General features: G+C 58.5%; 18 protein-coding genes and 3 pseudogenes. 12 read left to right on the plus strand and 9 right to left on the minus strand.

Annotation, left to right across the window (positions count from 1 at the left end):
- The first annotated feature begins 83 nt into the window (after positions 1-83).
- Both NOR97_RS04875 and NOR97_RS04880 read left to right on the plus strand, forming a co-directional pair.
- On the plus strand, positions 84-1,502 hold the full coding sequence (locus tag NOR97_RS04875; RefSeq protein ID WP_257600390.1) for a TolC family outer membrane protein: 1,419 nt from the start codon (positions 84-86) through the stop codon (positions 1,500-1,502).
- 73 nt (positions 1,503-1,575) lie between these two features.
- Positions 1,576-2,349, plus strand: coding sequence for a hypothetical protein (locus tag NOR97_RS04880; protein WP_257600391.1), 774 nt, complete (start codon positions 1,576-1,578; stop codon positions 2,347-2,349).
- Between the two features lie 3 nt (positions 2,350-2,352).
- Here NOR97_RS04880 and NOR97_RS04885 read toward each other — a convergent pair whose 3' ends face one another.
- A complete protein-coding gene (locus NOR97_RS04885; protein ID WP_257600392.1) occupies positions 2,353-3,810 on the minus strand; it encodes a cobyric acid synthase in 1,458 nt (485 codons plus the stop codon).
- Between the two features lie 62 nt (positions 3,811-3,872).
- On the opposite strand from NOR97_RS04885, the gene NOR97_RS04890 reads away from it, so the two are divergent.
- Positions 3,873-4,442 (plus strand): cobalamin biosynthesis protein CobQ, encoded by a 570-nt coding sequence (locus tag NOR97_RS04890; RefSeq protein WP_257600393.1) that lies wholly within the window; start codon positions 3,873-3,875, stop codon positions 4,440-4,442.
- 87 nt (positions 4,443-4,529) lie between these two features.
- On the opposite strand, the gene NOR97_RS04895 is transcribed toward NOR97_RS04890, so the two are convergent.
- On the minus strand, positions 4,530-4,850 hold the full coding sequence (locus NOR97_RS04895) for a DUF6280 family protein (RefSeq protein WP_037310273.1): 321 nt from the start codon (positions 4,848-4,850) through the stop codon (positions 4,530-4,532).
- Between the two features lie 218 nt (positions 4,851-5,068).
- On the opposite strand from NOR97_RS04895, the gene efp reads away from it, so the two are divergent.
- Positions 5,069-5,632 carry an elongation factor P gene (gene efp, locus NOR97_RS04900; RefSeq protein WP_170346480.1) on the plus strand — a complete coding sequence of 188 codons (564 nt, stop codon included), beginning with the start codon at positions 5,069-5,071 and terminating at the stop codon, positions 5,630-5,632.
- Positions 5,633-5,686: 54 nt separating this feature from the next.
- Here the strand turns inward: efp and NOR97_RS04905 are convergent, their stop codons facing one another.
- Together NOR97_RS04905 and NOR97_RS04910 are read right to left on the minus strand one after the other, a co-directional pair.
- Positions 5,687-6,628, minus strand: coding sequence for an ABC transporter transmembrane domain-containing protein (locus NOR97_RS04905; protein ID WP_257600394.1), 942 nt, complete (start codon positions 6,626-6,628; stop codon positions 5,687-5,689).
- Between the two features lie 113 nt (positions 6,629-6,741).
- Positions 6,742-7,479 carry a folate-binding protein YgfZ gene (locus NOR97_RS04910; RefSeq protein ID WP_257600395.1) on the minus strand — a complete coding sequence of 246 codons (738 nt, stop codon included), beginning with the start codon at positions 7,477-7,479 and terminating at the stop codon, positions 6,742-6,744.
- A 73-nt stretch (positions 7,480-7,552) separates the two neighbouring features.
- Between NOR97_RS04910 and NOR97_RS04915 the strand changes: the two genes are divergently transcribed.
- The gene (locus NOR97_RS04915; RefSeq protein ID WP_257600396.1) at positions 7,553-8,227 is read left to right on the plus strand and encodes a TIGR04283 family arsenosugar biosynthesis glycosyltransferase; all 675 of its coding nucleotides are present in this window, start codon (positions 7,553-7,555) and stop codon (positions 8,225-8,227) included.
- Between the two features lie 7 nt (positions 8,228-8,234).
- Here NOR97_RS04915 and NOR97_RS04920 read toward each other — a convergent pair.
- Positions 8,235-8,990: pseudogene (locus NOR97_RS04920) on the minus strand (hypothetical protein); the annotation flags it as partial.
- A 104-nt stretch (positions 8,991-9,094) separates the two neighbouring features.
- On the opposite strand from NOR97_RS04920, the gene NOR97_RS04925 reads away from it, so the two are divergent.
- On the plus strand, positions 9,095-9,865 hold the full coding sequence (locus tag NOR97_RS04925; RefSeq protein WP_257600397.1) for an alpha/beta hydrolase: 771 nt from the start codon (positions 9,095-9,097) through the stop codon (positions 9,863-9,865).
- Between the two features lie 98 nt (positions 9,866-9,963).
- Positions 9,964-10,803 carry a DMT family transporter gene (locus tag NOR97_RS04930; RefSeq protein WP_257600398.1) on the plus strand — a complete coding sequence of 280 codons (840 nt, stop codon included), beginning with the start codon at positions 9,964-9,966 and terminating at the stop codon, positions 10,801-10,803.
- A gap of 39 nt (positions 10,804-10,842) precedes the next feature.
- Here the strand turns inward: NOR97_RS04930 and NOR97_RS04935 are convergent, their stop codons facing one another.
- On the minus strand, positions 10,843-11,124 hold the full coding sequence (locus tag NOR97_RS04935; protein ID WP_170346485.1) for a hypothetical protein: 282 nt from the start codon (positions 11,122-11,124) through the stop codon (positions 10,843-10,845).
- A gap of 210 nt (positions 11,125-11,334) precedes the next feature.
- Here NOR97_RS04935 and NOR97_RS04940 point away from each other — a divergent pair, with 210 nt between their 5' ends.
- Entirely contained in the window at positions 11,335-11,946 is a 612-nt protein-coding gene (locus tag NOR97_RS04940; protein ID WP_257600399.1) for a hypothetical protein, read from the plus strand.
- 83 nt (positions 11,947-12,029) lie between these two features.
- On the opposite strand, the gene NOR97_RS04945 is transcribed toward NOR97_RS04940, so the two are convergent.
- Together NOR97_RS04945 and NOR97_RS04950 are read right to left on the minus strand one after the other, a co-directional pair.
- The gene (locus NOR97_RS04945; protein ID WP_170346487.1) at positions 12,030-12,998 is read right to left on the minus strand and encodes a UDP-glucuronic acid decarboxylase family protein; all 969 of its coding nucleotides are present in this window, start codon (positions 12,996-12,998) and stop codon (positions 12,030-12,032) included.
- A gap of 571 nt (positions 12,999-13,569) precedes the next feature.
- Positions 13,570-14,198, minus strand: a pseudogene (locus NOR97_RS04950) (IS5 family transposase); the annotation flags it as partial.
- Positions 14,199-14,223: 25 nt separating this feature from the next.
- Here NOR97_RS04950 and NOR97_RS04955 point away from each other — a divergent pair.
- Positions 14,224-14,638: pseudogene (locus NOR97_RS04955) on the plus strand (IS5 family transposase); the annotation flags it as partial.
- 13 nt (positions 14,639-14,651) lie between these two features.
- On the opposite strand, the gene parE reads toward NOR97_RS04955, so the two are convergent.
- Positions 14,652-16,610 carry a DNA topoisomerase IV subunit B gene (gene parE, locus NOR97_RS04960; protein WP_257600400.1) on the minus strand — a complete coding sequence of 653 codons (1,959 nt, stop codon included), beginning with the start codon at positions 16,608-16,610 and terminating at the stop codon, positions 14,652-14,654.
- Positions 16,611-17,043: 433 nt separating this feature from the next.
- Between parE and NOR97_RS04965 the strand changes: the two genes are divergently transcribed.
- The 3 genes from NOR97_RS04965 to NOR97_RS04975 are packed head-to-tail and all read left to right on the plus strand — an operon-like array spanning position 17,044 to position 23,398.
- The gene (locus NOR97_RS04965) at positions 17,044-17,706 is read left to right on the plus strand and encodes a hypothetical protein (protein ID WP_170346490.1); all 663 of its coding nucleotides are present in this window, start codon (positions 17,044-17,046) and stop codon (positions 17,704-17,706) included.
- A gap of 48 nt (positions 17,707-17,754) precedes the next feature.
- Positions 17,755-21,984, plus strand: coding sequence for a PKD domain-containing protein (locus NOR97_RS04970; protein WP_257600401.1), 4,230 nt, complete (start codon positions 17,755-17,757; stop codon positions 21,982-21,984).
- A 16-nt stretch (positions 21,985-22,000) separates the two neighbouring features.
- The gene (locus tag NOR97_RS04975) at positions 22,001-23,398 is read left to right on the plus strand and encodes a S8 family serine peptidase (protein WP_170346492.1); all 1,398 of its coding nucleotides are present in this window, start codon (positions 22,001-22,003) and stop codon (positions 23,396-23,398) included.
- The last annotated feature ends 16 nt before the right edge of the window (positions 23,399-23,414 follow it).

The raw sequence follows: 23,414 nt of genomic DNA on the forward strand, positions 1-23,414 counted from the left end.
ATTCGGCTGGCGCCTTGATTAGTTGAAAAGAAGACCGCAAACTGCCTTCAGGGCAGTGTAATTTCGTTTGAGAGGATTTCGGTATGCGTGGTTCAGCGACAGGCAAGCTGGTCAAGGCATTCGCAGTGACCGCAGGACTTGCCATCAGCGTTATGCCAGGGCGTCCGGCGTGGGCTGACAACATAACAGACGCCTTCATCGGCGCATACAACACAAGCGGCTTGCTGGAGCAGAACCGGGCGCTTCTGCGCGCGGCAGATGAAGACGTGGCGATCGCGCTTGCCGCATTGCGGCCGATCATCAACTGGACCGTGCAGGTCAGCCAGGACTATACCCGGTCTCGGACCAACAATGTGGTCACGACGACCGAGCCGTCCAGATTTTTTACCGGGCTGGGGCTGACCCAGCTTCTGTATGATGGTGGTGCCTCGGTTCTGGGCAAGCAATCGGCGCAGGAAACGGTTCTGTCGACACGGCAAACCCTGATCGATATTGAACAACAGGTGCTTATCCGCGCTGTGAATGCTTACCTGGGCGTGCTGCTTCAGGAAGAAACAGTCGCAATTCGCCAGAACAACGTGGATGTTTCGGCGGAAGAACTTCGCGCATCGAATGACCGCTTCGAAGTCGGCGAAGTGACGCGCACGGACGTTGCGCTTTCCGAGGCGCAGTTGGCAAGCTCGCAGGCGGATCTTGCGGTTGCACGCGGTGAATTGAGCATCGCGCAGGCTGAATATGTCAACGCGGTCGGCAAGGCGCCAGGGCGGACGGCTGGTCAACCAAGCCTGCCCAATCTGCCGCGGAGCGAGGCAGAGGCAATCAGCCTCGCGCAACGCAACCACCCGGCGATTCTGGCGGCGCAGCATCAGGTCCGGGCCTTTGATCTGATTGTCCAGCAACAGCGGGCCAACCTTGGGCCGAATGTCAGCCTGAACGCGGATGCGGGCGTGCGGGAAAGCTATGACAACAACGACTATGTGAATGACGCAACCGTTTCGCTGGACTTTACACAGCCGATTTACGCCGGCGGCCGGTTGGCCGCGAATGTGCGGCGTGCCATGGCAAACCGGGATGCGTCTCGTGCGAACCTTCTGAACGTGCAAAAGAACATCATACAGGGCGTCACGGACCGGTATGCGGCGTTTCAGGCGGCCAGCGCCAGCCTCAGGGCTTCGACGGAACGGGTTCGCGCATCGCGGGTCGCGTTTGATGGCATCAGGGAAGAAGCGACCTTGGGTGCCCGGACCACCTTGGATGTTCTGAATGCTCAGCAGGATTTGCTGGACGCGCAACTGGCCGAAGTGGCATCCCGCACGGAACGATCCCGCGCAGCGTTTCAGCTGTTGCAGGCGCAGGGCCTTTTGACGGCGGAACGTCTGGGCCTGGCGGTTCAGATCTATGACCCGACTTTGTATTACAACCTGGTCAAGAAAGCCCCCGCGCGTGTCAGCAAACAGAGCAAAGATCTGGATCGAGTCCTCAAAGCGTTGCGTCGGGATTAACCGGCAATACTATTTGTTGTAGGGCTCGGATTGTTTGGCTACACTCGATCCAACGATAGAGCGGTAGAGAACAATGTCTGATAATGTCGTGAAAGCAGGGATCGAAGACGTTCTGTCTTCGGTCAAACGTCTGGTCAGTGAAGACAGTCGCGGTAAATCCTCCTCGGATCAACAGGGTGCAACGCGCAAGCCGGGGCGTTTGGTGCTGACGGACGCGCTGCGCATCAGCAAACCCGCTCAGCCCAAGGTCATGCCCGACAAGCCGTCAACCGATGTTGCCGGGTCGGCCAAGCCGATGCTGCTGCGGGCCTGCGATATTGTCAGGGCAGGTGATCCGGCCAACACAGCGGATGACGCGACCGAGGCAAATGCCGCGGAATCCGGATCGACTGATGATCGCGCGATCAGCCTGAGTGCCAAGATCGAAGCGCTGGAAGCGGCGATCGCGCAAACCGAGGACCAATGGGAGCCGGATGGCGACAGCGCAGACGCCTATTCCGGCACACCGACGCAATCCCTGCCGTGGAATGTCGAAGAGGAATTCGCGGCCGCGAGGACCGTCGTTCTGACTGACCGGGAAGATCCGGAGGATTCGCAGCCTGAGGCCGATTCGGCACAAAACGCAGAGTTCATCCGGGCAGCGCAACCGGCTGAAACCGGTCGTGACACTGAAGTGGTGGAAAACGTCGCGACAACCGACTTGGACGAAGAGACATTGCGCGACATGATCGCGGAAGTTGTCCGCCAGGAGTTGCAAGGCGCGATGGGCGAGAGGATCACGCGAAACGTGCGCAAAATGGTGCGGCGGGAAATCGCCCGCGCGCTCGCCGCGAAAGATCTGGGATAAGATTCAGCCACGCTGTGGTGGCTGCGCCAGGCTCAGCATCAGGTCAAGATTCATGTGGCGCTCCAGATGATCGGCAAGATCATCCAGCGCCTGCTCTACACCGTCTTCGTAGGCAATGTCCGACGTCACGCCCAGCGTTGACAAATAGCGGGCGCGAAATGCGTCTGACGAGAAAATGCCATGCAGATAGCTGCCCTTGACCCGGCCGTTGCTGCTGGCGGCGCCTTCTGGTCTGCCTTCGATCTCAAGCCATGCGCGGGCGCGGTCCGGGCCGTCGGTATGGCCCATGTGGATTTCGTACCCGCTGACCGGTTCCCGGTCGGGCAGGGCATGGGCCGAACGCAGGATGACCTGTTTCTGGCCGCCCATGACGGTATCGACGTTCAACAATCCCAATCCATCAACCTTGCCCGGTCGGCCATCCACGCCATCGGGATCGGAAATGGTTTTGCCCAGCATCTGATAGCCGCCGCACAATCCCAGGACATGGCCGCCCCGGCGAACATGGGCATAGAGGTCGATATCCCAGCCCTGTGCGCGGAAATAGCTCAGGTCTCCGATCGTGGATTTGCTTCCGGGCAGCAGAACAAGATCCGCATCGCCGGGCAGGGGACGTCCGCCGGGAATGACCTCGACGCTCACGCCGGGTTCGGCGGACAACGGATCGAGATCGTCGAAATTCGCCATACGTTCCAGCTGAGGCACAACGACCTTGCACGCGCCGCCTGTATGGGAGCGGATGTCCATCATGTCTTCGGCCGGCAGTTTCCAGGCGTCGTGAAACCATGGCACGACCCCAAGGCAGGGCCAGCCAGTTCGGGTCGAGATATCATCACGGCCTTCGTCGAACAGGGACACGTCGCCCCTGAAACGGTTGATGGCAAAACCCCTGATCTGCGCCACGTCGCCTTCGTCCAGCACGGCCTGAGTGCCAACGACCTGCGCAATCACCCCGCCACGATGAATGTCCCCGACCAGTACAACAGGTATGTCCGCTGCACGGGCAAATCCCATATTGGCGATGTCACCTTTGCGCAGGTTGGTCTCAGCCGGGCTGCCAGCGCCCTCGATCAGAACCAGATCAGCGTCGGCGCAGAGCCTGTCAAAACTTTCCAACGCTGCGCCCAGCAGCTTGGATTTGTCCCTGCGATAGTCACCGGCCTTTATCGTGCCAGCGCGCTGCCCCTGAACGATGATCTGCGCGCCGGTATCGGTTTCAGGTTTCAGCAGAATAGGGTTCATGTCCGTGTGGGGTGCCCGCTTTGCCGCACGGGCCTGAAGGGCCTGTGCGCGGCCAATTTCGCCGCCGTTTTCGGTGACGGCAGCATTGTTCGACATGTTTTGCGGTTTGAACGGCGCGACCCGAAGCCCCCGACGCGTGTAGGCGCGCGCCAGCCCGGCCACCAGAACCGATTTTCCGACATTGCTGCCGGTGCCTTGAATCATGATGGCGCGAACCATGTTTTGTCTCCTATAAGTCTGGGCGCAGATGATCTGATTTGAGCCGAAAGGGAAAGCCCCGGATGAATACGCCAGCGCATCTTTTGATCGGGGCTGCCGTGTTTGCCCGGCCGCCGCAAGGACGTATCCTCTGGGCTGCGCTCCTGGGAGCTTTATTGCCGGATCTGTCCCTATACGTGATGGCGGGCGTGTCCCTGTTTGTTCTGGGCGTTCCCGAACAGGTGGTCTTCGGGCAGCTTTACTATTCCCCGGCTTGGCAGACCGTATTCGCCATAGACAATTCCTTTATCCTCTGGGGGCTGGCATTCCTGCTGGCACTCTGGAGAGGTTGGCAGGTTCTGGCTGTCGGCGCAGCGGCGGGTCTGTTGCATCTTGCGACAGATTTCCTGCTTCATGCGGGCGACGGACGGCCACAGTTCTGGCCCGTCAGCGACTGGGTGTTCCACAGTCCTGTCAGCTATTGGGACAGCGATCATCATGCCTTGTGGGTGGCGCCGGTGTCAGCCTTTGTCTGTCTGGCTGCATATGTTCTGCTGTGGCAGCGTGGATTGCCGGTCTGGGGCAAAGCCCTGTTCGCAACCATGCTGGCGGCTGAATTCTGGGTGGTGCGGCAATGGCTGTTGTTCTTTTGAGCCTTTGGCTTCATGCCCGACGATCAGGCATAGAAAAACGCGCTCTGATAGGCAGAGCGCGTTTGTTCAATCCAAATCCGCCCTGATTCAGGCAGCTTCGGCTTGCTGTGCAGCGTTGCGGCGTTCGCTTTCTTCACGCGACAGGGCAACCGAGGTGCGGACACCGCGTCCAACGAATTCCATCAATCCGCTGACAACCCGCTCGTTCGGGTCAATTCCTGCGCAGGACAGCACTTCGCGCCCATCGCGCGAACGCGCCCAGCGGGCGATTTGTTCGGGGCCGTTGCCGTATTTCTTGTCATCGGCGATAGCATCATCAAGCGCAGCCAGGACAACGGCCGCGAAAAGTTTGCGCGCACGATTGCCTTGCTCATTGTTAAAGGCAGTGCCGTCAACGAAATCTCTCATCTCGTCTTCCTTGTTGTTCTTGCTCTTGCATTTTCGGCGTGAGGGTCCTTATGACCTATTAGGTGCGATTCGGATACAGCTAAAATGCATAGTTGCGTTGCGTCACTTGCATGGCTTGCTGCAAGTGCAGCACTAGGTGTCGTTGTCTTGTCAGGTGTGATCCCGCCAGATATAGGGACCGCAACTGATGCATCAACCGTTTGTGAAGGATTTATGTAATGCCCAAGATAAATGGGAACGAAATTCGCCCCGGCAATGTGCTTGAGCATAACGGTGGCCTGTGGGCAGCGGTCAAGGTTGACCATGTAAAGCCGGGCAAAGGCGGGGCTTTTGCACAGGTGGAACTGCGCAACCTGCGCAATGGCTCGAAGCTGAACGAACGCTTCCGCTCGGCGGACAAGGTTGAACGCGTGCGTCTGGAACAAAAGGATCAGCAATTCCTGTACGAATCCGACGGGATGCTGGTGTTCATGGATTCTGAAACCTACGAACAGATTGAATTACCAGCAGAATTGCTGGGTGACCGCCGTCCGTTTCTGCAAGATGGCATGACCATTGTTGTCGAATTCTACGAAAGTGAGGCGCTGAACGCGACGCTGCCGCAGAAAGTGACCTGCAAGATCGTCGAGACCGAACCGGTGGTGAAAGGTCAGACCGCGGCGAATTCGTTCAAGCCCGCGCTGCTGGACAATGGCGTGAAAGTCATGGTTCCCCCCTTCATCGGCCAGGACGAAATGATCGTCGTGAACACTGAAACTATGGAATATTCCGAACGCGCGTGACGTTTCGTCACGTTACGCATCAGACCGCGCAGGTACCCGCCGCGCGGTCTTTTCTTATGCGTTGGGTCGATGGCGATAGCGGGTTGGATCCGGGCCGAACAATTCCAGCATCAGTTCGTACTTGATACGATTGGCACTGACCTGACGATAGAATGCGATCAGAAAGGCAGTGGGCCCCTGAATGCGGCTGAGCCCACTGGTAGCGGCAACCACGGTGCCGACATCCGTTTTCCCTTGCAGGACCAGATATCCCCCCAGCATCAGGATGCCGACGGTGCCGGCCCCGTTGATAACGCTCAGCAGGAACTTTGCCGACAGCTTCCACAGGAACATCCGCCGACGCGTGTCGTAAATGTCATCGAACATGGTGTTGATGTCCCGCTCGACGGCTTCGATATCCTCGGTCGTAAGCCGGTCCGTGGCACTGCGCAGAATGCGAACGCGTTCCGCCACGAACGCGTTCACTTTGCGCTGCGAGGCCAGTACGATGATGATCTGCGGAACGATCATCGACAACGCAATCAGCCCCAGACCTGGTTGCGTGGATGAGATATAGCCGATGACGCTGATCAGCGTTCCGATCTGAACGACCGGATCCGAGAAAGCGCCGCCCGCAAATTTCCCCAATTCTTCAGCCTCAGCCGAGATGGCTGTGGTCATGGTGCCCTTGCGAAGGTCTTCGCCGGTTTCCTTCAGGTCGGTCGAGCGCCAAAGCAAGCGCTGGCGGATCAGGCGTATCATATCTTCACCCAAGGTTCCGGCGCGAAACCCCAGCACCCATTTCAGTGCCAGGCTCAGCAGGATGACCGCCATCATGCCAATGCCCAACTGGATCAGTTTCTCGATCCCGACATCATCGGAGGTCAGGTGGTTGATGATGTCGCGCTGAAACTCCAGCGGCACGGCGGCAAGGCCTGCAATGGCGATGGACAGCAGGATGAGTATGATTTGCCGCCCGGCACTGGCGCGCCAGATCGCGGAGTAAAGTCGAAACATGCGGGTATCCGGTTTGCCCTGTTTGCCTGCACTGTGGCAGTGCAGGACAACGGGTTCAAACTTTACGATGCAAGCTGCTGTGCCGGACGTGCCGTTTAGGCAACAAGGTTGGTTTAGTCCTCTAGGCGAACGGTGGCATCACCGGCCTGCATCTCTCCGCTTGCGCGATCAAATCGCAGGTACGCAATCCCGTGCCCGCCTGACTGTGTGTACAAAGTCCCGACAGGTTTGCCATTTGCCGTGATTTCGGTCCCTGCCGGAGTAGAGTCCCGAACGGCGACACGTCGCAGACCTTTGCGCAATTCGGTTTTGTGCTTCATACGCGCAGTCACTTCCTGTCCGACGTAGCAGCCCTTTTTGAAATCCACGCCATTAAGTGCTTCGAACCCGGATTCCAGGATATAACTGTCCGGGGTCAGCTCAATGCCTGACTCGGGAATGCAGTGCCGGACGCGCAGCGAATCCCAGTTGGTTCCGTCATCGCCCTCGGGTTCTGTGGAATAGGTGCGCCAGCCCATGTCCGGATGGCGGGGATCGGGCAGGGCGGTTTCCGGCGCAGCCTTGGTGCCGCGTTGCAGGTTCAGATCGGTTCCCTCGATCGTCACATTCGCACGCAGCTTGTACATCGTCAGACGTTTGACCAGATCATCCGCAAGATGTTCGGCCACATCCAGAAGAACGCCATCGCCATCTCGTTTCAGGAAAAAGTCCGCCAGGTACTTGCCCTGCGGTGTAAGCAGAGCGGCGTAGACCAGCCCGTTGTCCAACCCTTTAATGTCGTTTGTAATCAGATCCTGCAAAAAGCTTTCGGTATCTGAGCCGGACAGGCGCAGTATGCGGCGGGTGGGCATGGCTTGGTCCTCGTCATTTCCTCAGGCCTCGTGATATAGGAAGTTCCGATGCCAAGACCAGAGGTTATCAGACGTGCCCGCACCCATTTCCGTTGTGATTCCGACCTTTGATGCCGCTGACGCCTTGCCGGCCTGCCTCGAGGCCCTGATGGAAGGGCTGCATGGCGGATTGATCCGAGAGTTGATCGTCAGCGACGCATGCTCAACCGATCACACGCTGGATATAGCGGAAGAGGCCGGCGCGAAGGTTGTGACCGGCCCGCCCTCCCGAGGTGGTCAGCTGCGCCGGGGCTGCGCGCAGGCCAAAGGGGATTGGTTGCTGATCCTTCATGCGGACACAGTGCTGCAACAGGGATGGAGCGAGACCGTGAGCGCCCACCTGCCTTCGGGCAAACCGGCTGCTTTTCGGCTGGCGTTCCGCGCGCGCGGGATCGCGCCGGCCTGGGTGGCTGGCTGGGCCAATCTGCGCAGCAGGCTGCTGGGATTGCCCTACGGAGATCAGGGATTGCTGGTTCCGCGTCACGCGTATCAATCGGCAGGCGGGTTTCCGGACCAGCCGTTGATGGAAGATGTGGCTTTGGTGCGCGCGTTGCCAAAGATAAAGGTGCTGAATACTCGCGCCTTTACGAGTGCGGAGCGGTATGAGCGGGCGGGGTGGATTCGGCGCGGTGCTCGGAACCTGTGGACTCTTCTGCGTTACTTTCTGGGGGCTGATCCGCAGGTTCTGGCGCAGGCTTATCGACGTTGAACGTGGTGCGCAGCTCGACCACGGATTTGCCAAGCCGAAACGGTGCCGCAAAACTGACAAGGCATAGGGCCACGATTTGCAGGACAAGAATATGAGCATTGTCCTGTAGGTATTCCCATTCTTCTTTCAGCTTCCCGACCTGCGCGATCAGGTCGTCGTAGCTCTGCGCAAGTATCAGATAGTCGCCCGCAATCGCGGGAACCTTGCGACGCATGTTGTCAATGGCGGTCTGTGTGCTTTCGTCCAGTGAAGTGAAGACAAGGAACTGGTCGATGTCAAAAGCATCGGCCTTGGCGGCCATGTCACGTATGTCGTCCATTTCATCCTTGGACTGACCCCCAACCAGGAAGTGAAGCCCCTGTAAGGGCGCCACTTCGTTCGTAACCGCAATGAACAGGGGCAGTTCCGAGTTGCTGGCGGTCGAAGCTGAAAGGAATTCAACCTTTTCGCATAAAACGGCGGTGTCGGGATCATAGGCCGGATCACAGAACCGCAGGCGAAACCGGGCCGCATCCCTGTCAAATGCCAGCGTTGCGGCATAGGCCACGTCGATCTGTCGGTCCAGACGCGAGCTGTCCGACGAATAAAGTCCGGCCAAGACAGCGACCAACGCCCCGATGCCACCCAGCACAACCCATACCAGATCAGCCAGCTTCCACGCCCGGTGCCCTGCCGGTTTGCGAAACAGAAAGGCAGTGCCGATTGAGCCGATGACAAAGAACAGGATCAGCAGGGGCAATTGATTGTCGGTCACAAAACTCATGGGTCCGATCTTAGGACCTGTGACCCGTCCTGCAACAGGGATCACGGGCTGTTGTAACGTCTTTCCATATCCCCATACTGGAAACAGCGCAGGGGGGGACTTCGATGACCAAGGAAATCGTTCTTATCCACGGAGCATTTGCCGGACCTTGGTGCATGCAGGATTACGCGGCCTTTTTGCGGGACCGAGGTTGGACGGTTCACGTTCCTGCCTTGCGTTACCATGACGGTGATCCGAAAGCGGACCCCGACCCGGGTCTGACCGATACCAGTGTCATGGACTACGCCAATGACATCGCCGATTTTGTTCAGGGGCTGGACCGCAAACCTGTCATTTTGGGGCATGCCATTGCCGGGGTGGTGGCACAGCAAGTGGCGTCTCGTGGTTTGGCCAGTGCCACCGTTCTGATCAATCCCAATGCACCCTGGGGCACCTTGCCCGAAACCGATGACGAACGGGCTGTACCGCGCACCTTGATGGAAGGCGGCCCGTTCTGGAAGCAGCCGATGCGGGTCGGGTTCGATTTGATGGCCCCGTTTGCTCTGAACAAGATGGATGAGGCGCAGCAACACGCTGTATTCGACCGATTGGGCGCGGAAAGCGGGCGCGTGATGTTTGAAATGTTCTTTTGGATGTTCGATGACCATCACGCAATCAAGGTTGATTTCGACAAGGTTGACTGCCCGGTTCTGGTGGTCTCGGGTGCCGAAGACAGGGCTGTCAACCCCGATACCTGCCGCGCACTGGCAACGCGCTATGGGGATCGCGGAACCTTTTTGCTGGTCGAAGATCATGCGCATTTTCTGTTCATGGAGCCGGGTTGGGAAGGGCCGGCCTCGAAAATCGAGACCTGGCTGACAACCCAGGTGACCTGAAACGGGCTTGACAACAATCCACCCTTTGCAGACATGGCGCCGAGTGAATGGGGCAGTTGACCCTTTTGGCGCGAAACTTCTGCGGGAAAGGTCCGGACATGACCCTGTTCGTTGTCCTTGTTATTCTTTCGGCTGCTTTGCTGCACGCGGTGTGGAATGCAATCGTGAAGACAGCGGCGGATCGAACCACCATGCTGGGTTTGGTCGCTTTGGGCCAAGTGCTGCCTGCGGCGGTCATGGTGATGGTGCTGCCGCTGCCGAACCCAGAGAGCTTTATCTACATCCTGCTCTCGACCATTGTGCATTTCGGCTATTACTTCATGCTGGGTAAAGCCTATCAGCATGGTGATCTGAGTGTGGTCTACCCCATTGCCCGTGGAATTGTCCCGGCGCTGGTTTCGCTTTGGGCAATGTTCCTGGTCGGAGAAGTGCTGCCATTTCAGGCCTGGACCGGTATCGCCCTGATTGCCGCGGGCATCCAGCTGAGCAGTTGGAAAGCTCTGCGCTCGGGCGTTGGGCGCAGCGCACTGATGTTTGCGCTGGGCACCGGGTTCTGCATTTCGATCTATTCGGTCGTTGACGGGATCGGCGTTCGGCTGTCGGGCAACACGCTCAGCTATTGGGCGTGGGGGGCGTTTCTGCACCTGTTCATTGCCGGGTTTGTCGGGGTTCGGAAACGTGCGACCCTCAAAGACCTGCCAGCCAAAGTTTGGATGATCGGTATTCTTGGAGGGCTGGTATCGATGACGGCTTATGGTCTGGTGCTGTACGCCAAGAACTTCGCACCGCTGGGCGCGGTTTCGGCGCTGCGGGAAACTTCGGTCATCTTTGCCGCACTGATCGGGTTCGTATTCCTCAAGGAAGGCAACTGGGCGCGACGGTTGGGTGCCGCGGCGCTCATGGCCGTGGGCGTCGCCCTGATCGGATTGGCTGTCTGATCCGGCTGAAAAGCCTTGGGCGACAGTGATGTCTCTGGCTTAGCGGCCGACCTGAAACGTGCTTTGTGGCTTCCAGTGCATGGTGCCCTTGTCGCTGCTCACGCATCGCAGCAAGCGTTCCTCGCGCGTGTTGATCGTTTCTGTGACGGTGTTGTCGCCAAAGATCACGATGAAGGAGTCCGGGGAATAAGCCAGCCCCTTGTAATAGCAAAACCGTGTTTCCGCCCCGTCCGGGATCGGAGATGCCAGGCTGAGCGTCTGTTGCGCCGGGGCCTGGGTTGCCAGCATGGCAAAGGCCAGCCCAATAGTCAGTGTTTTCATGTCGTCCTCTCGTCCTGCAAATCTGTTGTCGATCAAAAAGGGTTTGGACGCCCGGACCTCAATCATGGTTTTTTGTTTCAGCAAGTTTGAACGGGATCAACGGGTTAGGCAACGAAAATCCTACAAGCACAGTGACAACCTCAGGGGCCGGTTTTTTCGATCGGTCATTTCTGTGGTAACATGGCCGCATTGTTTCAGGAGAATTGAGAGATGTTCAGACCCTCTGTGGAAGCGATTATGGATGTCATGTCCCAAAAGGATTACGTGGTTTTCGACACCCCAACTGTCGATTGGAACCTGAACATAGTGGGCATTCGCGCCCATCCGGTTTCACCCAAGAAATTCGATGATGTCATGACGGTGTTCCACCGGTTTCTTGGCGTTTGGGATATTGCCTATTACCCGATGACGGCCGATCCCAGCGATCACTACCTGAAGAACCCGATAAACCCGGATGGGACGGCCATTCTGGCGCCGGGGCAATATCGGTCCTGCTACAAGATCGATATTCATAAACGAGGGCGGCCCGGAGGCCACAAGGCGCTGTGTCAAAGGCTGGGAAACGTTACCGTGTTTCGGGACAACAACATGGATGGAAACCTGAACCTTGTTAATCCTCAAATTGGGATGTTCGGCATTAATCTGCACAAGGGGCCAAACAACGGTGACGATGACACTGCGAATTCGATCTATTCCGCCGGGTGTCAGGTATTCGCGGATCAGCGTCACTTTGCCGAGTTTCTGCTGAAATGCGAAGCCGGGCGCGACGCGTTCGGCAACAAGTTCACCTATACGCTGCTGGATCAGGCAGATTTCGAATAAGGCGATGCCTTGCGAAGGTTCCGCAAGCGCCGGGGCAGGTCAGGGGCTTTGGTCGTGCCCGGACCCCGAACCGGGCCTTGGCCCTAGGTCTCGACTTCGGCCTGAAGGTCTCGGAAATAACGGATGGTTGCGTGCAGCCCTTCTTTCAGTTGCACTTTGGGTTCCCAGCCCAGCAGGGTCCGCGCCAGAGTGATATCGGGCTGGCGCTGTTTCGGGTCATCCTCTGGCAATTCCTTGAAACTGACAGGGGTCTCGGCCCCCACAAGGGCCTGCACTTCGTGGGCCAGTTCGTTCATCGAGAATTCGTTGGGATTGCCCAGATTGACCGGGCCGGTGACGTCCGGGCCGGTTTCCATCAGGCGGATGAACCCTTCGATCAGATCATCCACGTAGCAGAATGACCGGGTTTGCGTACCGTCGCCAAAAATCGTGATCGGCTCGCCGGTCAGGGCCTGCATGATGAAGTTCGACACGACGCGCCCGTCGGCGGGGTGCATTCTGGGCCCGTAGGTGTTGAAGATGCGGGCCACCTTGATCTCAAGCCCCATCTGCCGGTGGTAATCGAAGAACAAGGTCTCGGCGCAGCGCTTGCCCTCATCATAGCACGAGCGCGGACCAACCGGGTTGACGTTGCCCCAATAATCTTCGGTCTGCGGATGGATGGTCGGGTCGCCATAGACCTCGGAGGTCGAGGCCTGAAATATCTTGCATTTCAAGCGTTTCGCCAGACCCAACATGTTGATCGCACCATGCACGCTGGTCTTGGTCGTCTGCACCGGATCGTGCTGGTAATGCACGGGCGAGGCCGGGCAGGCGAGGTTATAGATCTCGTCCACTTCCACGAAAAGCGGGAAGGTCACATCGTGGCGCATGAACTCGAAACGCGGGTTGTTGTGCAGATGGTCGATATTGCGCTTGGTGCCGGTGAACAGGTTGTCGACGCACAGAACCTCGTGCCCCTGATCCAGAAGCCGGTCGCACAGATGCGAGCCCAGAAACCCGGCCCCACCGGTTACGAGAACACGTTTTCGACTGTCATAAAGGCGGGCCATTGCAAATCCTTAATCGTTAAATCCAAGCCAGCTTGCCGCGGGGAAGCCGGTTCTTGGTTTGATTTGTAAACCGAAGGGGTTTGAATTGCAGTAGATTTTGGTTTTTTGAGGGCGTGTGTGGTATGGGTGTGTCTTCTGTCCACCCAATGATTGATGCAAGGCATCAAGCACGCTCCCGACACGCCCCCATGGGCGGGCGCTAGGGTTTTGATTGGGTGGGGTGGGTGTTTACACCCAAATATATGCGCGCAATTTGATAGGTGCGAGCACCCACCCTGCGGTCGCTAGGTGTTCAGTCCCGGCATCTTGGGGATAGGATTTAGGAAAATCATTCATTATTTTTTCCCTTAAAATTAAAGTAGTAATAATATGCAATCGCAATAATAAAACCCGCGCCAATAAGCTCCAAAGAGACGTATACTTCTTGAGATCGTATTCTAAAGAACGCGCCTCCGAATACTAAAGCGCAAGTTATCAGAAAACTTATCAGATTTTCGTTTTTCTTCATTTTCACACTGTCTTCTCTTTAGGTAGAAAGGTAAACGACTTGAAGCCACCTTAGGGTCAGGATTCATAACCAGTAGATGACGAGCGCGGCCAGAGCGATGGCAGAGAGGAAGACCTTTGGGCAACGGTCGTAGCGGGTTGCCACGCGCCGCCAATCCTTCAGCCTGCCGAACATGATCTCGATCCGGTTTCGGCGTTTGTATCGACGCTTATCGTATCTGACGGCTTTCTTGCGCTGCTTTCGTCCAGGGATGCAGGCGCGTATCCCTTTGTCTTGCAACGCTTCCCGGAACCAATCGGCATCGTAACCGCGATCCCCGAGCAGCCAGTCGACCTTTGGCAGGCTGCTGAGCAACGCCCGCGCACCGATGTAGTCGCTGACCTGACCGGCGGTGACGAACAGGTTGAGTGGGCGGCCTTGGCTATCGCAGATGGCGTGCAGTTTGGTGTTCATGCCGCCTTTGGTTCGACCGATCAGGCGCCCACGCCCCCCTTTTTCGCGGCCAGACTGGTCGCTGTTCGATGGGCCTTGAGGTAGGTCGCGTCGATCATCACGGTCTTCTGTTCGCCGTGTTCGGCGGCCAGACCCGCCATCATCCGCGCAAAGATGCCTTTCTCGCTCCAGCGCTTCCAGCGGCTGTAGAGCGTCTTGTGCGGACCATAGGCGGCAGGAGCGTCACGCCAGCGCAAACCACGGGGCGATGATCGAAGGGTACTTGGCCGTCTGATTGGTCGAACCAAGGGCGGCTGAATTCCAAACTGCATGCTGTCTGTGACAGCCGAGGGCGACTACTCAGCCTTTTTGTCACCGCTGGTCAAGTCAGTGACTACATCGGTGCGCGTGCGCTACTGAGCAGCTTACCTAAAGTCGAATGGTTGCTTGGGGATCGTGGCTATGACGCCGACTGGTGCCGAGATGTATTGAAGACAAGGGGATACGTGCCTGCATCCCAGGTCAAAAGCAACCTAAGACCAAAGTGAAGTACGACAAGCGCCGATACAAGCGGCGCAACCGTATTGAGATCATGTTTGGTAGGCTCAAGGACTGGAGGCGCGTAGCGACACGTTATGATCGTTGTCCCAAAATCTTCCTGTCCGCAATCGCACTCGCAGCAACCGTCATTTATTGGTTACGAATCCTGACCCTCAAACATCCAGCTCCTCCACAAACCGCGCGTTCTCCTGAATGTATTGGAACCGCAGTTCGGGCTTCTTACCCATCAGGCGCTCGACAAGATCGCCGGTCTCGCCGGGTTCGTCCTCGTCGATGGTGACCCGGATCAATTTCCGGGACGCGGGGTCCATCGTGGTTTCTTTCAGGTCCTTGGCGTCCATCTCGCCCAGACCTTTAAAGCGGGACACGTCGATCTTGCCCTTGCCGCCCAGACCTTTTTTCAGCCATTCGTCCCGCTCGGCCTCGTCCAGACAGTAAACCCGCTTGGCGCCTTGGGTCAGACGATACAGAGGCGGGCAGGCCAAATAAAGGTGGCCTGCGTCAATCATCGGGCGCATCTGGGTGAAGAAGAATGTCATCAGCAAGGACGCGATATGCGCGCCGTCCACGTCGGCGTCGGTCATGATGATGACCTTGTCATAGCGCAGGTCGTCGAGGTTGAACTTGCTGCCCAGCCCAACGCCCAGCGCCTGCGTCAGGTCGTTGATCTCGGCATTGGTGCCCAGTTTCGAACTGGCTGCGCCCAGCACGTTGAGGATCTTGCCGCGCAAGGGCAGCAGGGCCTGCGTTTTGCGGTCGCGCCCCATTTTGGCCGAGCCGCCCGCCGAGTCGCCCTCGACGATGAATAGTTCGGTGCCTTCGCGTGTTGAACTGGAACAGTCCACCAGCTTGCCGGGAAGACGAAGTTTCTTAGTGGCGGACTTGCGTTGTGTTTCCTTCTCGGCCCGTCGGCGCAGGCGCTCTTCGGCCCGCAGGATCAGGAAGTCGAGGATCGCGCCGGCGGATTTCGTGTCGGCGGCCAGCCAGTTGTCGAAGTGGTCGCGGACCGCGTTTTCGACCAGCCGCTGCGCCTCGACCGTGGCAAGGCGGTCTTTGGTCTGGCCCACGAATTCGGGTTCGCGGATGAAGCATGATACCAGCGCGCAGCCCCCGGTGATCAGGTCGTCGCGGGTGATCTGCGCGGCCTTCTTGTTGTTGATCAACTCGCCATAAGCCTTGATCCCCTTGAGGATCGCGGCCCAGAACCCGGCCACATGGGTGCCCCCTTCGGGCGTCGGCACGGTGTTGCAGTAGGATTGGATGAAGCCGTCGCGCGAGGGCGTCCAGTTGATCGCCCATTCGACCTTGCCGGGGGTTCCGAATTTCTCCTGAAAATCCACGGTTCCGGCAAAGGGTTGGTCGGCATAGGTCGACGAGCCATTCATCGTCTCTTTCAGGTAGTCCGACAGCCCGCCGGGGAAGTGGAAGGTGGCCTCGGTGGGGGTTTCGCCGTCGTCTATGGCGGATTTCCAGCGGATTTCCACGCCCGAGAACAGGTAGGCTTTGGAGCGGATCGACTTGAACAGGCGGGCGGGTTTGAACCGGTGGTGTCCGAATATCTGGTCGTCAGCGTGGAAGGTGACTGTGGTGCCGCGCCGGTTGGGGGCGGCGCCGACCTTTTCGACAGGTCCCAGCGGGACACCGCGCGAGAAACGTTGTTCGTACAGTTGCTTGTCGCGGGCGACCTGAACGACCATCGAATCCGACAGCGCGTTCACCACCGAGGCGCCCACGCCGTGCAACCCGCCCGAGGTCTGATACGCTTTGCCCGAGAACTTGCCGCCCGCATGCAGGGTGCACAGGATCACCTCGAGCGCGGATTTGTCAGGAAACTTGGGGTGCGGATCGATCGGAATGCCGCGCCCATTGTCGCGCACGGTCAGGGCGTAATCGGGGTGCAGTTCCACCTCGATCCGGTTGGCGTGGCCGGCCACGGCCTCGTCCATCGAGTTGTCGAGGATCTCGGCCACCATATGGTGCAAAGCGCGCTCATCCGTGCCGCCGATATACATGCCGGGTCGCTTGCGGACCGGTTCCAAACCTTCGAGCACCTCGATCGAGGAGGCGTCATAAGTTGTGGTCGCTTCTGGCGTCAACAGATCGTCGGGCATGGGTGCTGCTCTTGTTTTTGAGTTTCCCCCATTATGGCAGGTGATGTGGTCCGGGGGAAGAGGGGCGCGAGGTGTTGTGGGTGGTTTAAAGGCGCGGGGCCGCGGTTTGCTTGCACAATTTGGCGGACGTCATGATCGGCGGTCTTGCTTGAAACCACCACCCCCGGCCATGGCGCGGGAAGGTTCTGTACTGCAGTTATCGCTAGATGGTCGGGGCCTGTATTCCCTTCGCATTTTTCACGGCAAACCCGTCCGATACAACCAGCGACACGTCAAATACCGTTATGCGATCGGATGCAAGTCAGCCTTGCGACGCCTCGGGCTCATTGACGGAATCGCATTAAAAATATATCGTGAAGGCAGACTCCCAAATTATCTTTCTATTGGTTCCAAGCGTTCAAGAGTTACGTTTATTCGTAATTGGAAGGCTGCTATGGCTACGTTTCAGGACGTTCAGGCAGCAGTGCATGATATTGCTGCCCGTTTGAATGTCACCCCAGAGCTTGCTCGTGCTGCGCTGATTAACCCCGTGTTGGCGCTTGAGGAACTTGGGTTCGATCTGGATCTTTCAGGTCGGCTCGAGCTGGAGGACAGAGCGCGGTTTTCCAAGAAACAGATCGTCGAACGCAAAAGCTTGCGGAAAAAGATTTTCGCCGCGTCCGGGCATGAATTTGACCCCGGGCAGGAACAGGATCTGGCTGTGGTGCTTTTCGACGAGTTGAAGCTGGTCGATGATGCTTCAAAACGCCCTGACCTGTCTCCGTTGTCCTTGCCGACGCGAAAAGTGCGTTCTTCCACCTCCAAAGTGAAGGTGGCCAGGGTCAAGGCATCGGAAATCGCGCGCCGGTTTCCCGGGAAAGCCAAGGGCAAATCCGTCGCCGGACTCGATCCAAGTCTGATCGAGCCCGCGAAGATTCCCGACCCGCTGGAAGCACTGGGCAAGGCGCACAAAATCATCGCTCCGCTGCTTGCCTACCGGCAACTTGATGCGTCGACACCGCGTTTTGCGACCGAGGCGCTGTATCGTGCCGTGCGAACCGGGAAACGCAGGCTGGTCAATATCACGCCCCGCGCCGTTGTCACCGGCACTGCTTGAAGACACCCGGGCGCGATTCCCTCGCGCCGTCACACCGAGGACGTCAGGATGGCAAATACAAGAGGATATGAAGTTGTCGTCGAAGCCTCGGAAGAGGTCCTGCGAAAGGTCATTCGGGGGGCGTGGAAGTCCGCGGAATGCGACGATGATCCCGGCGATGAAGGCCGCATTCCCGAATTCATGGATGTTCCCGCAGGTGAAACCTTTGGCGGTTTCGTCGTAGCTGACGGGTCGGTTCAGATTCCCGAAGACCAGTTGGACGCCAGCCTGCGCCCGGACATCACCGGTGCCGAAATTCAACTTGGTGTCCTGATCCAGATCGAAATCGAAAACCCCCCGGTTCCTTCCGCGCAAATGCTGACGATGACGGCCGATCTTGCTGCGGCTGCGCCGATCGGTCTGATCCCCGGGCGGCAGGATGTGGGATGGCTGTTGGACGGTCTGCCTCGCAGCCAGGTGTCCGCAACGCTGACCAGCGGCGATCCGATTGCGTCCAACATCGAATTGTTCGCAAGTGAATTCGTGGACAAAGCCTATGAGAACGGTGGCCCCGGCGGACCGATTGACCCGGCCTTCCCATCCATTCCCCATGTCATCGATGAGACCGCGCTGCCATTTGCCTTGGGAGCGTTGACGACGGATGTCCATGCGGAAATCTTCAACGACGACTCGGTTGCGGCGCACGATATTGAAACCACCGTGTCCGGCGGTGACATAACAATTTCGCTGCCGGTCTATCTGCGGATGTTCAACATTGTTGTCGGTCCGGCCGTACAGCTCTTTTTCAATCCGCAGGATCCCATGGGGATCGAAACGCGGATCAACATCACGGCACCTTTCAGCCGGGTCGGTTCAGAGTTCCGCACGGATTTGAATGCGGCCATCGTCACCGTGGACGCGATCAATCCGGCCGGTCCGGAATATGGGCCAGAGGGTGACAACTATATCGATAACCGCGATCAGCTTGCGGCGATCCCGTTGGTCGCGATTGACCTCGACGCCCAGATTTCCAGCGAACTGGTGTCGCGTGGGCAGGAACTGGCCAGTGGCCTGGGCGAGATTTCCATTGCTGCCCCGACCGTGGCCGAGATCGAAGAATTCATCGGCGACTTCTTTCACCGGGATCTGGAAGCACGCGACTTCGTTTACATCTGGGGACCGGAGGCAACGGACGAAGAGTTTGAAGTCGACAGTATCACCGTCGGAGTGACAAACGAGTTTCTGGCCATCGCCTTGAACGATGATGGTGGCGGTGACGTAGGCGGGCTTGCCAATTTCATTCCGGCCGACAGGGATTTTGCAATTGCCATCAGCGCGGCCCAGGTTGAAGCATCGATTGAAACGGCGCGCATCGAAGCTGAATTGTCGGATGATGACCTTCCGAAGACCTTTACACCTGACGGGCGCGAAGTCCGGCTGACCGATCTGGACGTGAGCCTCAGGGCGGGGGCGATCAGAATATCGGGCAAAGTGACGGTCGTGGATGCGATCCTGGGCAGCATTGATGTGGATGCCGACTTTTTCAACGACGTCGGTTTGCGCTGGCAGCCGAACGGTTCGCTGGGCCCAGACGGCGGGCAGCAAATGGATCACTTTGAAATCGACAGCGATGTCGATCCCGAAGAATCCGTGCTGCTTTGGGTGCTGACGGCAATCGCCGCGATACTGTCGTTCGGCGCTTTCGGAATTCTGGGCGCACTGGTCGTTGTGATCGTGGCCCTTGTCGTCCGCGGTATTGCCGAAAGCATGGGCAGCGAAATCCTGTCAGATGAAGTTACGAATACGGTTACGGGCATCACCGGCTGGCCGGAAAACCTTGCCAGGATCGGGCGGGTCGAAGCGGTATTCTCGGACCCGATCGTGATTGATACCGACGGTCTTGAAATCGCCGGAGATTTCACTGTCATAAGCAGTTGCGAGGCCACGGATGTCGTCCCGGCGGATTCGGGTGGGGCACGGTCGGGTGCGGCCGCATCGGCCATGTCGCTTGCGGCTGTGAATGAACATCCTGACGCGGGGTACGAATGGTTGCCGGGTGACGGGACACCGGCCGCGGTCTTGCCCTCGATTCAGCATGTCTATGCGGCAAGTGGCGTCTATACCGCAAAACATGCGCTGACGATGAACCAGCCGGGCGGCGCGCGCAGTCGCAGTTTCTCGCTTGTTACCGTCGAAAACGTGCCGCCGACAGTGGATGCCGGACCGGATCTGACGGTGCAGGAGGGCGAAGAGGTCACTCTGGTCGCGCGGTTCCGAGACGTCGAATACCCCGACACCCACGAATCCATGTGGTATTTCGGTGATCACCACGCGCCGAAACCCGGTGTGATTTCCGAAACCAATGGTCCTCCTGCGGCGACAGGCACGTCGACCGTGACCCATGCCTGGTGCGATAATGGCGAATACACGGTCACGGTGCGTATTCGCGACGTCAATGGGGGCGAGGCCATCGACACCCTGCGTGTCACCGTTACCAATGTTCCGCCCAAAGTCGAAGCTGGCCCGGATCTTTATGCGTATGTCTGCACACCGATCACGCTTGTCGCCGATTTCCGGGATCCCGGCTGGTGTGACACGCATACAGCCAAGTGGGATTTCGGCGATTGCAGCGAACCCCGCACCGCCCTGATCGAGGAGACGAACGAGCCACCGGCAGCCGAAGGCACGGCGACCGCCTCACATATCTATGAAAACTGTGGTGACTTCCGGGCCATCTGTACCGTCATGGATGACGATGGCGCCTTTGGTCAGGATGACCTGACCGTCCGGGTCGTGCATCTGCTGAATCCCGGTTTCGAAGATGGTTTCCGTTCGCTTCCGGCGGGCAATGTCGGTCGGTTCTGGACACCCTATGCATGGCTGACCGACTTGGCAGCCTTTCACGCCGGAAAGGGAAATCCCGTTCCGCAATTGGCCCCGATCCCCGCCGATGCCTTTGACTGCGAAGGTTGCATCGTCCGGACCGGCGACAGATCCCAACGGGTCATCGCGCAGCGCGGTCTTCGTGTTGGCCTGTGGCAGTCGCTGGGTTCAAACCCGGGATGGGATTATGAGTTCTCGTGTTGGTTCACAACAGAAGCCCGCAGTGCAGGCAGCTATGCTCTGGGGTTGGACCCGCGCGGTGGTGATGATCCGCGGGCGGCCTGGGTGGAATGGTGGACTGGTGACCTTGACGGTGCCTGGCGCCAATTGCGGGGCCGCGTGACGGCGGAAGCCGAAGCCGTAACGGTATTTCTGGAATTCAGCGGAGATGATCCGCGCAATGATGTGCTTGGATACATTGATGATTGTGCGTTCATCGCGATTCAACCGCATTGCCCTGACCAGCCGAAGCCCGATCCGGAAATTCCCCCGCGTGAACGTTGCATTGATTTTCGCGGCCAGAAACTGCCTTCCCGCCATCCGGTATTGAACGTTGGCGGTGTGCGGTTCCTGCCGACCAAAGGCAGCCTTCTTCAGATCATTGGCGGGTTCCAACCGCAAGGCACACCCAAACTGTTGCTTTCCATCGCCGGTGTTTTTGCCCATCTGCCGGTCGTCGCTGACTGGGCCCGCCTCAAGCTGAGCTTTGCTGGTGGAAAGCCCATAACGATCATCGCACTTGATGCGGCGGGCAATGTCCTGACGACCCAGACAGGAACGCAGCAGCAGGGAGTACAGGTCATCGAGGTTCAGGCAAGCGGCATGGTTACAATCGCCATGCGCGCGCAGGAAGCAGCGTTGATCGAACTGTGTTTCCGGCCGGAACACCCGCGCAGTACGCCTTCGGCAGAGCCTGAACCGGGGCCCGGCATTGTCGTTAACCCGCGCTTCGATCGTGCCGTCGCCCCGGCTATGTTCAGCGTGGCGGCGACCGAGGAGGACAAAACCTTGACCGAAACCAACAGCAACCGTCCGTTTGGTTTGTCCGAGGCGGCGTGGGGCAAGCTGGACACGCAGCTGCAATCGGAATTGGCGAAGGCCGTAACAGACGGTGGTGATGGGCACTCGGTGCAGGTCATATTGCGCTTGGCGCCAGACACGGAAGGCAATGCGCCCTCTTTCCGGCGCGCCGAAACAAAGGCACGCGAAGATTACTTCCGCCGACGCACACGGCCCCTGGTCGGTACTCTGGAAAACCTGGGCGGTGCCGGGATTACCGAACTGTGGCTGATCGACAGTGTTGCCGTTGAACTTTCGCCCGGGGCCATCGCGACAATGGCCAACGATCCTTCCGTGGTGATGATCACCCACTCCACCGAGCGCCAGGCCATTCCTGAAAACCCCATAAGACCATGATCCAAAGGAGCACGAAATGACCGAGTTAAGTCGGGAACACGTTGATCGCTTCGAAAGAGCGGAACGTCGTGAAATCGAGAAGCTTCGTGCCGAGTTCGGCAGCGAGTCCATCTCCAAAATGGACAGCATTGTTCTGCGTGACCTCTTGGCCAACCGAAAAGAGGCGCGCCTGAACGCCCTGCTTGGCCAAACGGAAACAGCCCAGCTTCCCCGGCATCGTGTGCTGGTCTTGCTGCGAAGCGGCAGGACATCACCTGATCGCGCGCCCCGTGCGTTCGACCGGCGCCAGCGCCGCCGTTCGATCATGCAACATCGCCGCCATGGCGAAGACGTGGTGGGAAAGATTGCCAAGAGCTTTGGCGAGCGTGAAATCGAGGTCGAGCAGACCTTTTGGCTGAACCACAGCCTGGTGGTCTGGGCCGATGATCAGCGCCTGACAGATATTGCCGGGCGCGCCGATGTTCTGAAGGTGGCTCATTGCAAGAATCAAATCCTGATTGATCTGGATAACAGCCGTCCGCTTATCAATGCCGATGTCGTGGAAGCCAGCGGGATCAACGGAGGCGAAGTGGATGTTGCCGTTCTGGATACGGGGGTGGACCAGACGCATCCTGAACTTGCCGGGAATTTTGGCACGCAACAGGATTTTACCGGCGAGGGGCTGGGAGACCTGAATGGGCACGGGACCCATTGCGCGGGCGTTGTTGCCAGCAATGGCGCGACGTTCCGTGGTGTCGCCACGGGGGCGGTCATTCACGATTACAAGCTTTTGAACCAATTCGGCAGCGGCAACGCTCCCAACTGCGTTGCGGCAATTCAACAGGCCGTGGCGGACGGGATGGATGTTCTTTCCAATTCTTGGGGCTTTTCCCACAGAAACGGCAATTGGGTCGATCCGGACGGGACATGCGTTTTATGTGTCGCCGCTGATGCGGCTTCGACCGCCGGGGTGACCTTCGTGGTGGCCGCGGGCAACGAGGGCAATGACAGTTGCGGCACCTATGACACGCGCATTCGCTGTCCGGGTATTGCGCAGAGCGTGATTACCGTCGGGGCAAGCGATGATAGTGACAACATGGCCGGCTTCTCCAGTCCCGGACCAACGCCGGATGGGCGCGACAAACCGGATGTCACCGCCCCCGGCGTGGATATCGTGGCATCGCGATCGGCGACCGGCAATGACATGAATGGCGGCGCGACGGTGATAGATCCGCTTCATCTCGAGGCCAGCGGCACCTCGATGGCGTGCCCTCATGTCGCCGGGGTCGCGGCGCTGATGTTGCAGCGAAACCCGACACTGCTGCCGGCTGACATCAAGGCAGTTCTCATGGCCACCGCCGTCGATATCGGCGCACCGACCACGCAGCAGGGTGCCGGGCGTGTGGATGCTCGGGCGGCGGTCGGCTCGGTCTGATTTGGATATTTTGGAA

This window comes from Ruegeria sp. YS9 (assembly GCF_024628725.1).
Lineage (GTDB): Bacteria > Pseudomonadota > Alphaproteobacteria > Rhodobacterales > Rhodobacteraceae > Ruegeria > Ruegeria atlantica_C.

Coding starts and splice junctions, on each gene's coding strand:
- NOR97_RS04875 (WP_257600390.1), top strand. CDS start 84: ATGCGTGGTTCAGCGACAGGCAAGCTGGTCAAGGCATTCGCAGTGACC.
- NOR97_RS04880 (WP_257600391.1), top strand. CDS start 1,576: ATGTCTGATAATGTCGTGAAAGCAGGGATCGAAGACGTTCTGTCTTCG.
- NOR97_RS04885 (WP_257600392.1), bottom strand. CDS start 3,810: ATGGTTCGCGCCATCATGATTCAAGGCACCGGCAGCAATGTCGGAAAA.
- NOR97_RS04890 (WP_257600393.1), top strand. CDS start 3,873: ATGAATACGCCAGCGCATCTTTTGATCGGGGCTGCCGTGTTTGCCCGG.
- NOR97_RS04895 (WP_037310273.1), bottom strand. CDS start 4,850: ATGAGAGATTTCGTTGACGGCACTGCCTTTAACAATGAGCAAGGCAAT.
- efp (WP_170346480.1), top strand. CDS start 5,069: ATGCCCAAGATAAATGGGAACGAAATTCGCCCCGGCAATGTGCTTGAG.
- NOR97_RS04905 (WP_257600394.1), bottom strand. CDS start 6,628: ATGTTTCGACTTTACTCCGCGATCTGGCGCGCCAGTGCCGGGCGGCAA.
- NOR97_RS04910 (WP_257600395.1), bottom strand. CDS start 7,479: ATGCCCACCCGCCGCATACTGCGCCTGTCCGGCTCAGATACCGAAAGC.
- NOR97_RS04925 (WP_257600397.1), top strand. CDS start 9,095: ATGACCAAGGAAATCGTTCTTATCCACGGAGCATTTGCCGGACCTTGG.
- NOR97_RS04930 (WP_257600398.1), top strand. CDS start 9,964: ATGACCCTGTTCGTTGTCCTTGTTATTCTTTCGGCTGCTTTGCTGCAC.
- NOR97_RS04935 (WP_170346485.1), bottom strand. CDS start 11,124: ATGAAAACACTGACTATTGGGCTGGCCTTTGCCATGCTGGCAACCCAG.
- NOR97_RS04940 (WP_257600399.1), top strand. CDS start 11,335: ATGTTCAGACCCTCTGTGGAAGCGATTATGGATGTCATGTCCCAAAAG.
- NOR97_RS04945 (WP_170346487.1), bottom strand. CDS start 12,998: ATGGCCCGCCTTTATGACAGTCGAAAACGTGTTCTCGTAACCGGTGGG.
- parE (WP_257600400.1), bottom strand. CDS start 16,610: ATGCCCGACGATCTGTTGACGCCAGAAGCGACCACAACTTATGACGCC.
- NOR97_RS04965 (WP_170346490.1), top strand. CDS start 17,044: ATGGCTACGTTTCAGGACGTTCAGGCAGCAGTGCATGATATTGCTGCC.
- NOR97_RS04970 (WP_257600401.1), top strand. CDS start 17,755: ATGGCAAATACAAGAGGATATGAAGTTGTCGTCGAAGCCTCGGAAGAG.
- NOR97_RS04975 (WP_170346492.1), top strand. CDS start 22,001: ATGACCGAGTTAAGTCGGGAACACGTTGATCGCTTCGAAAGAGCGGAA.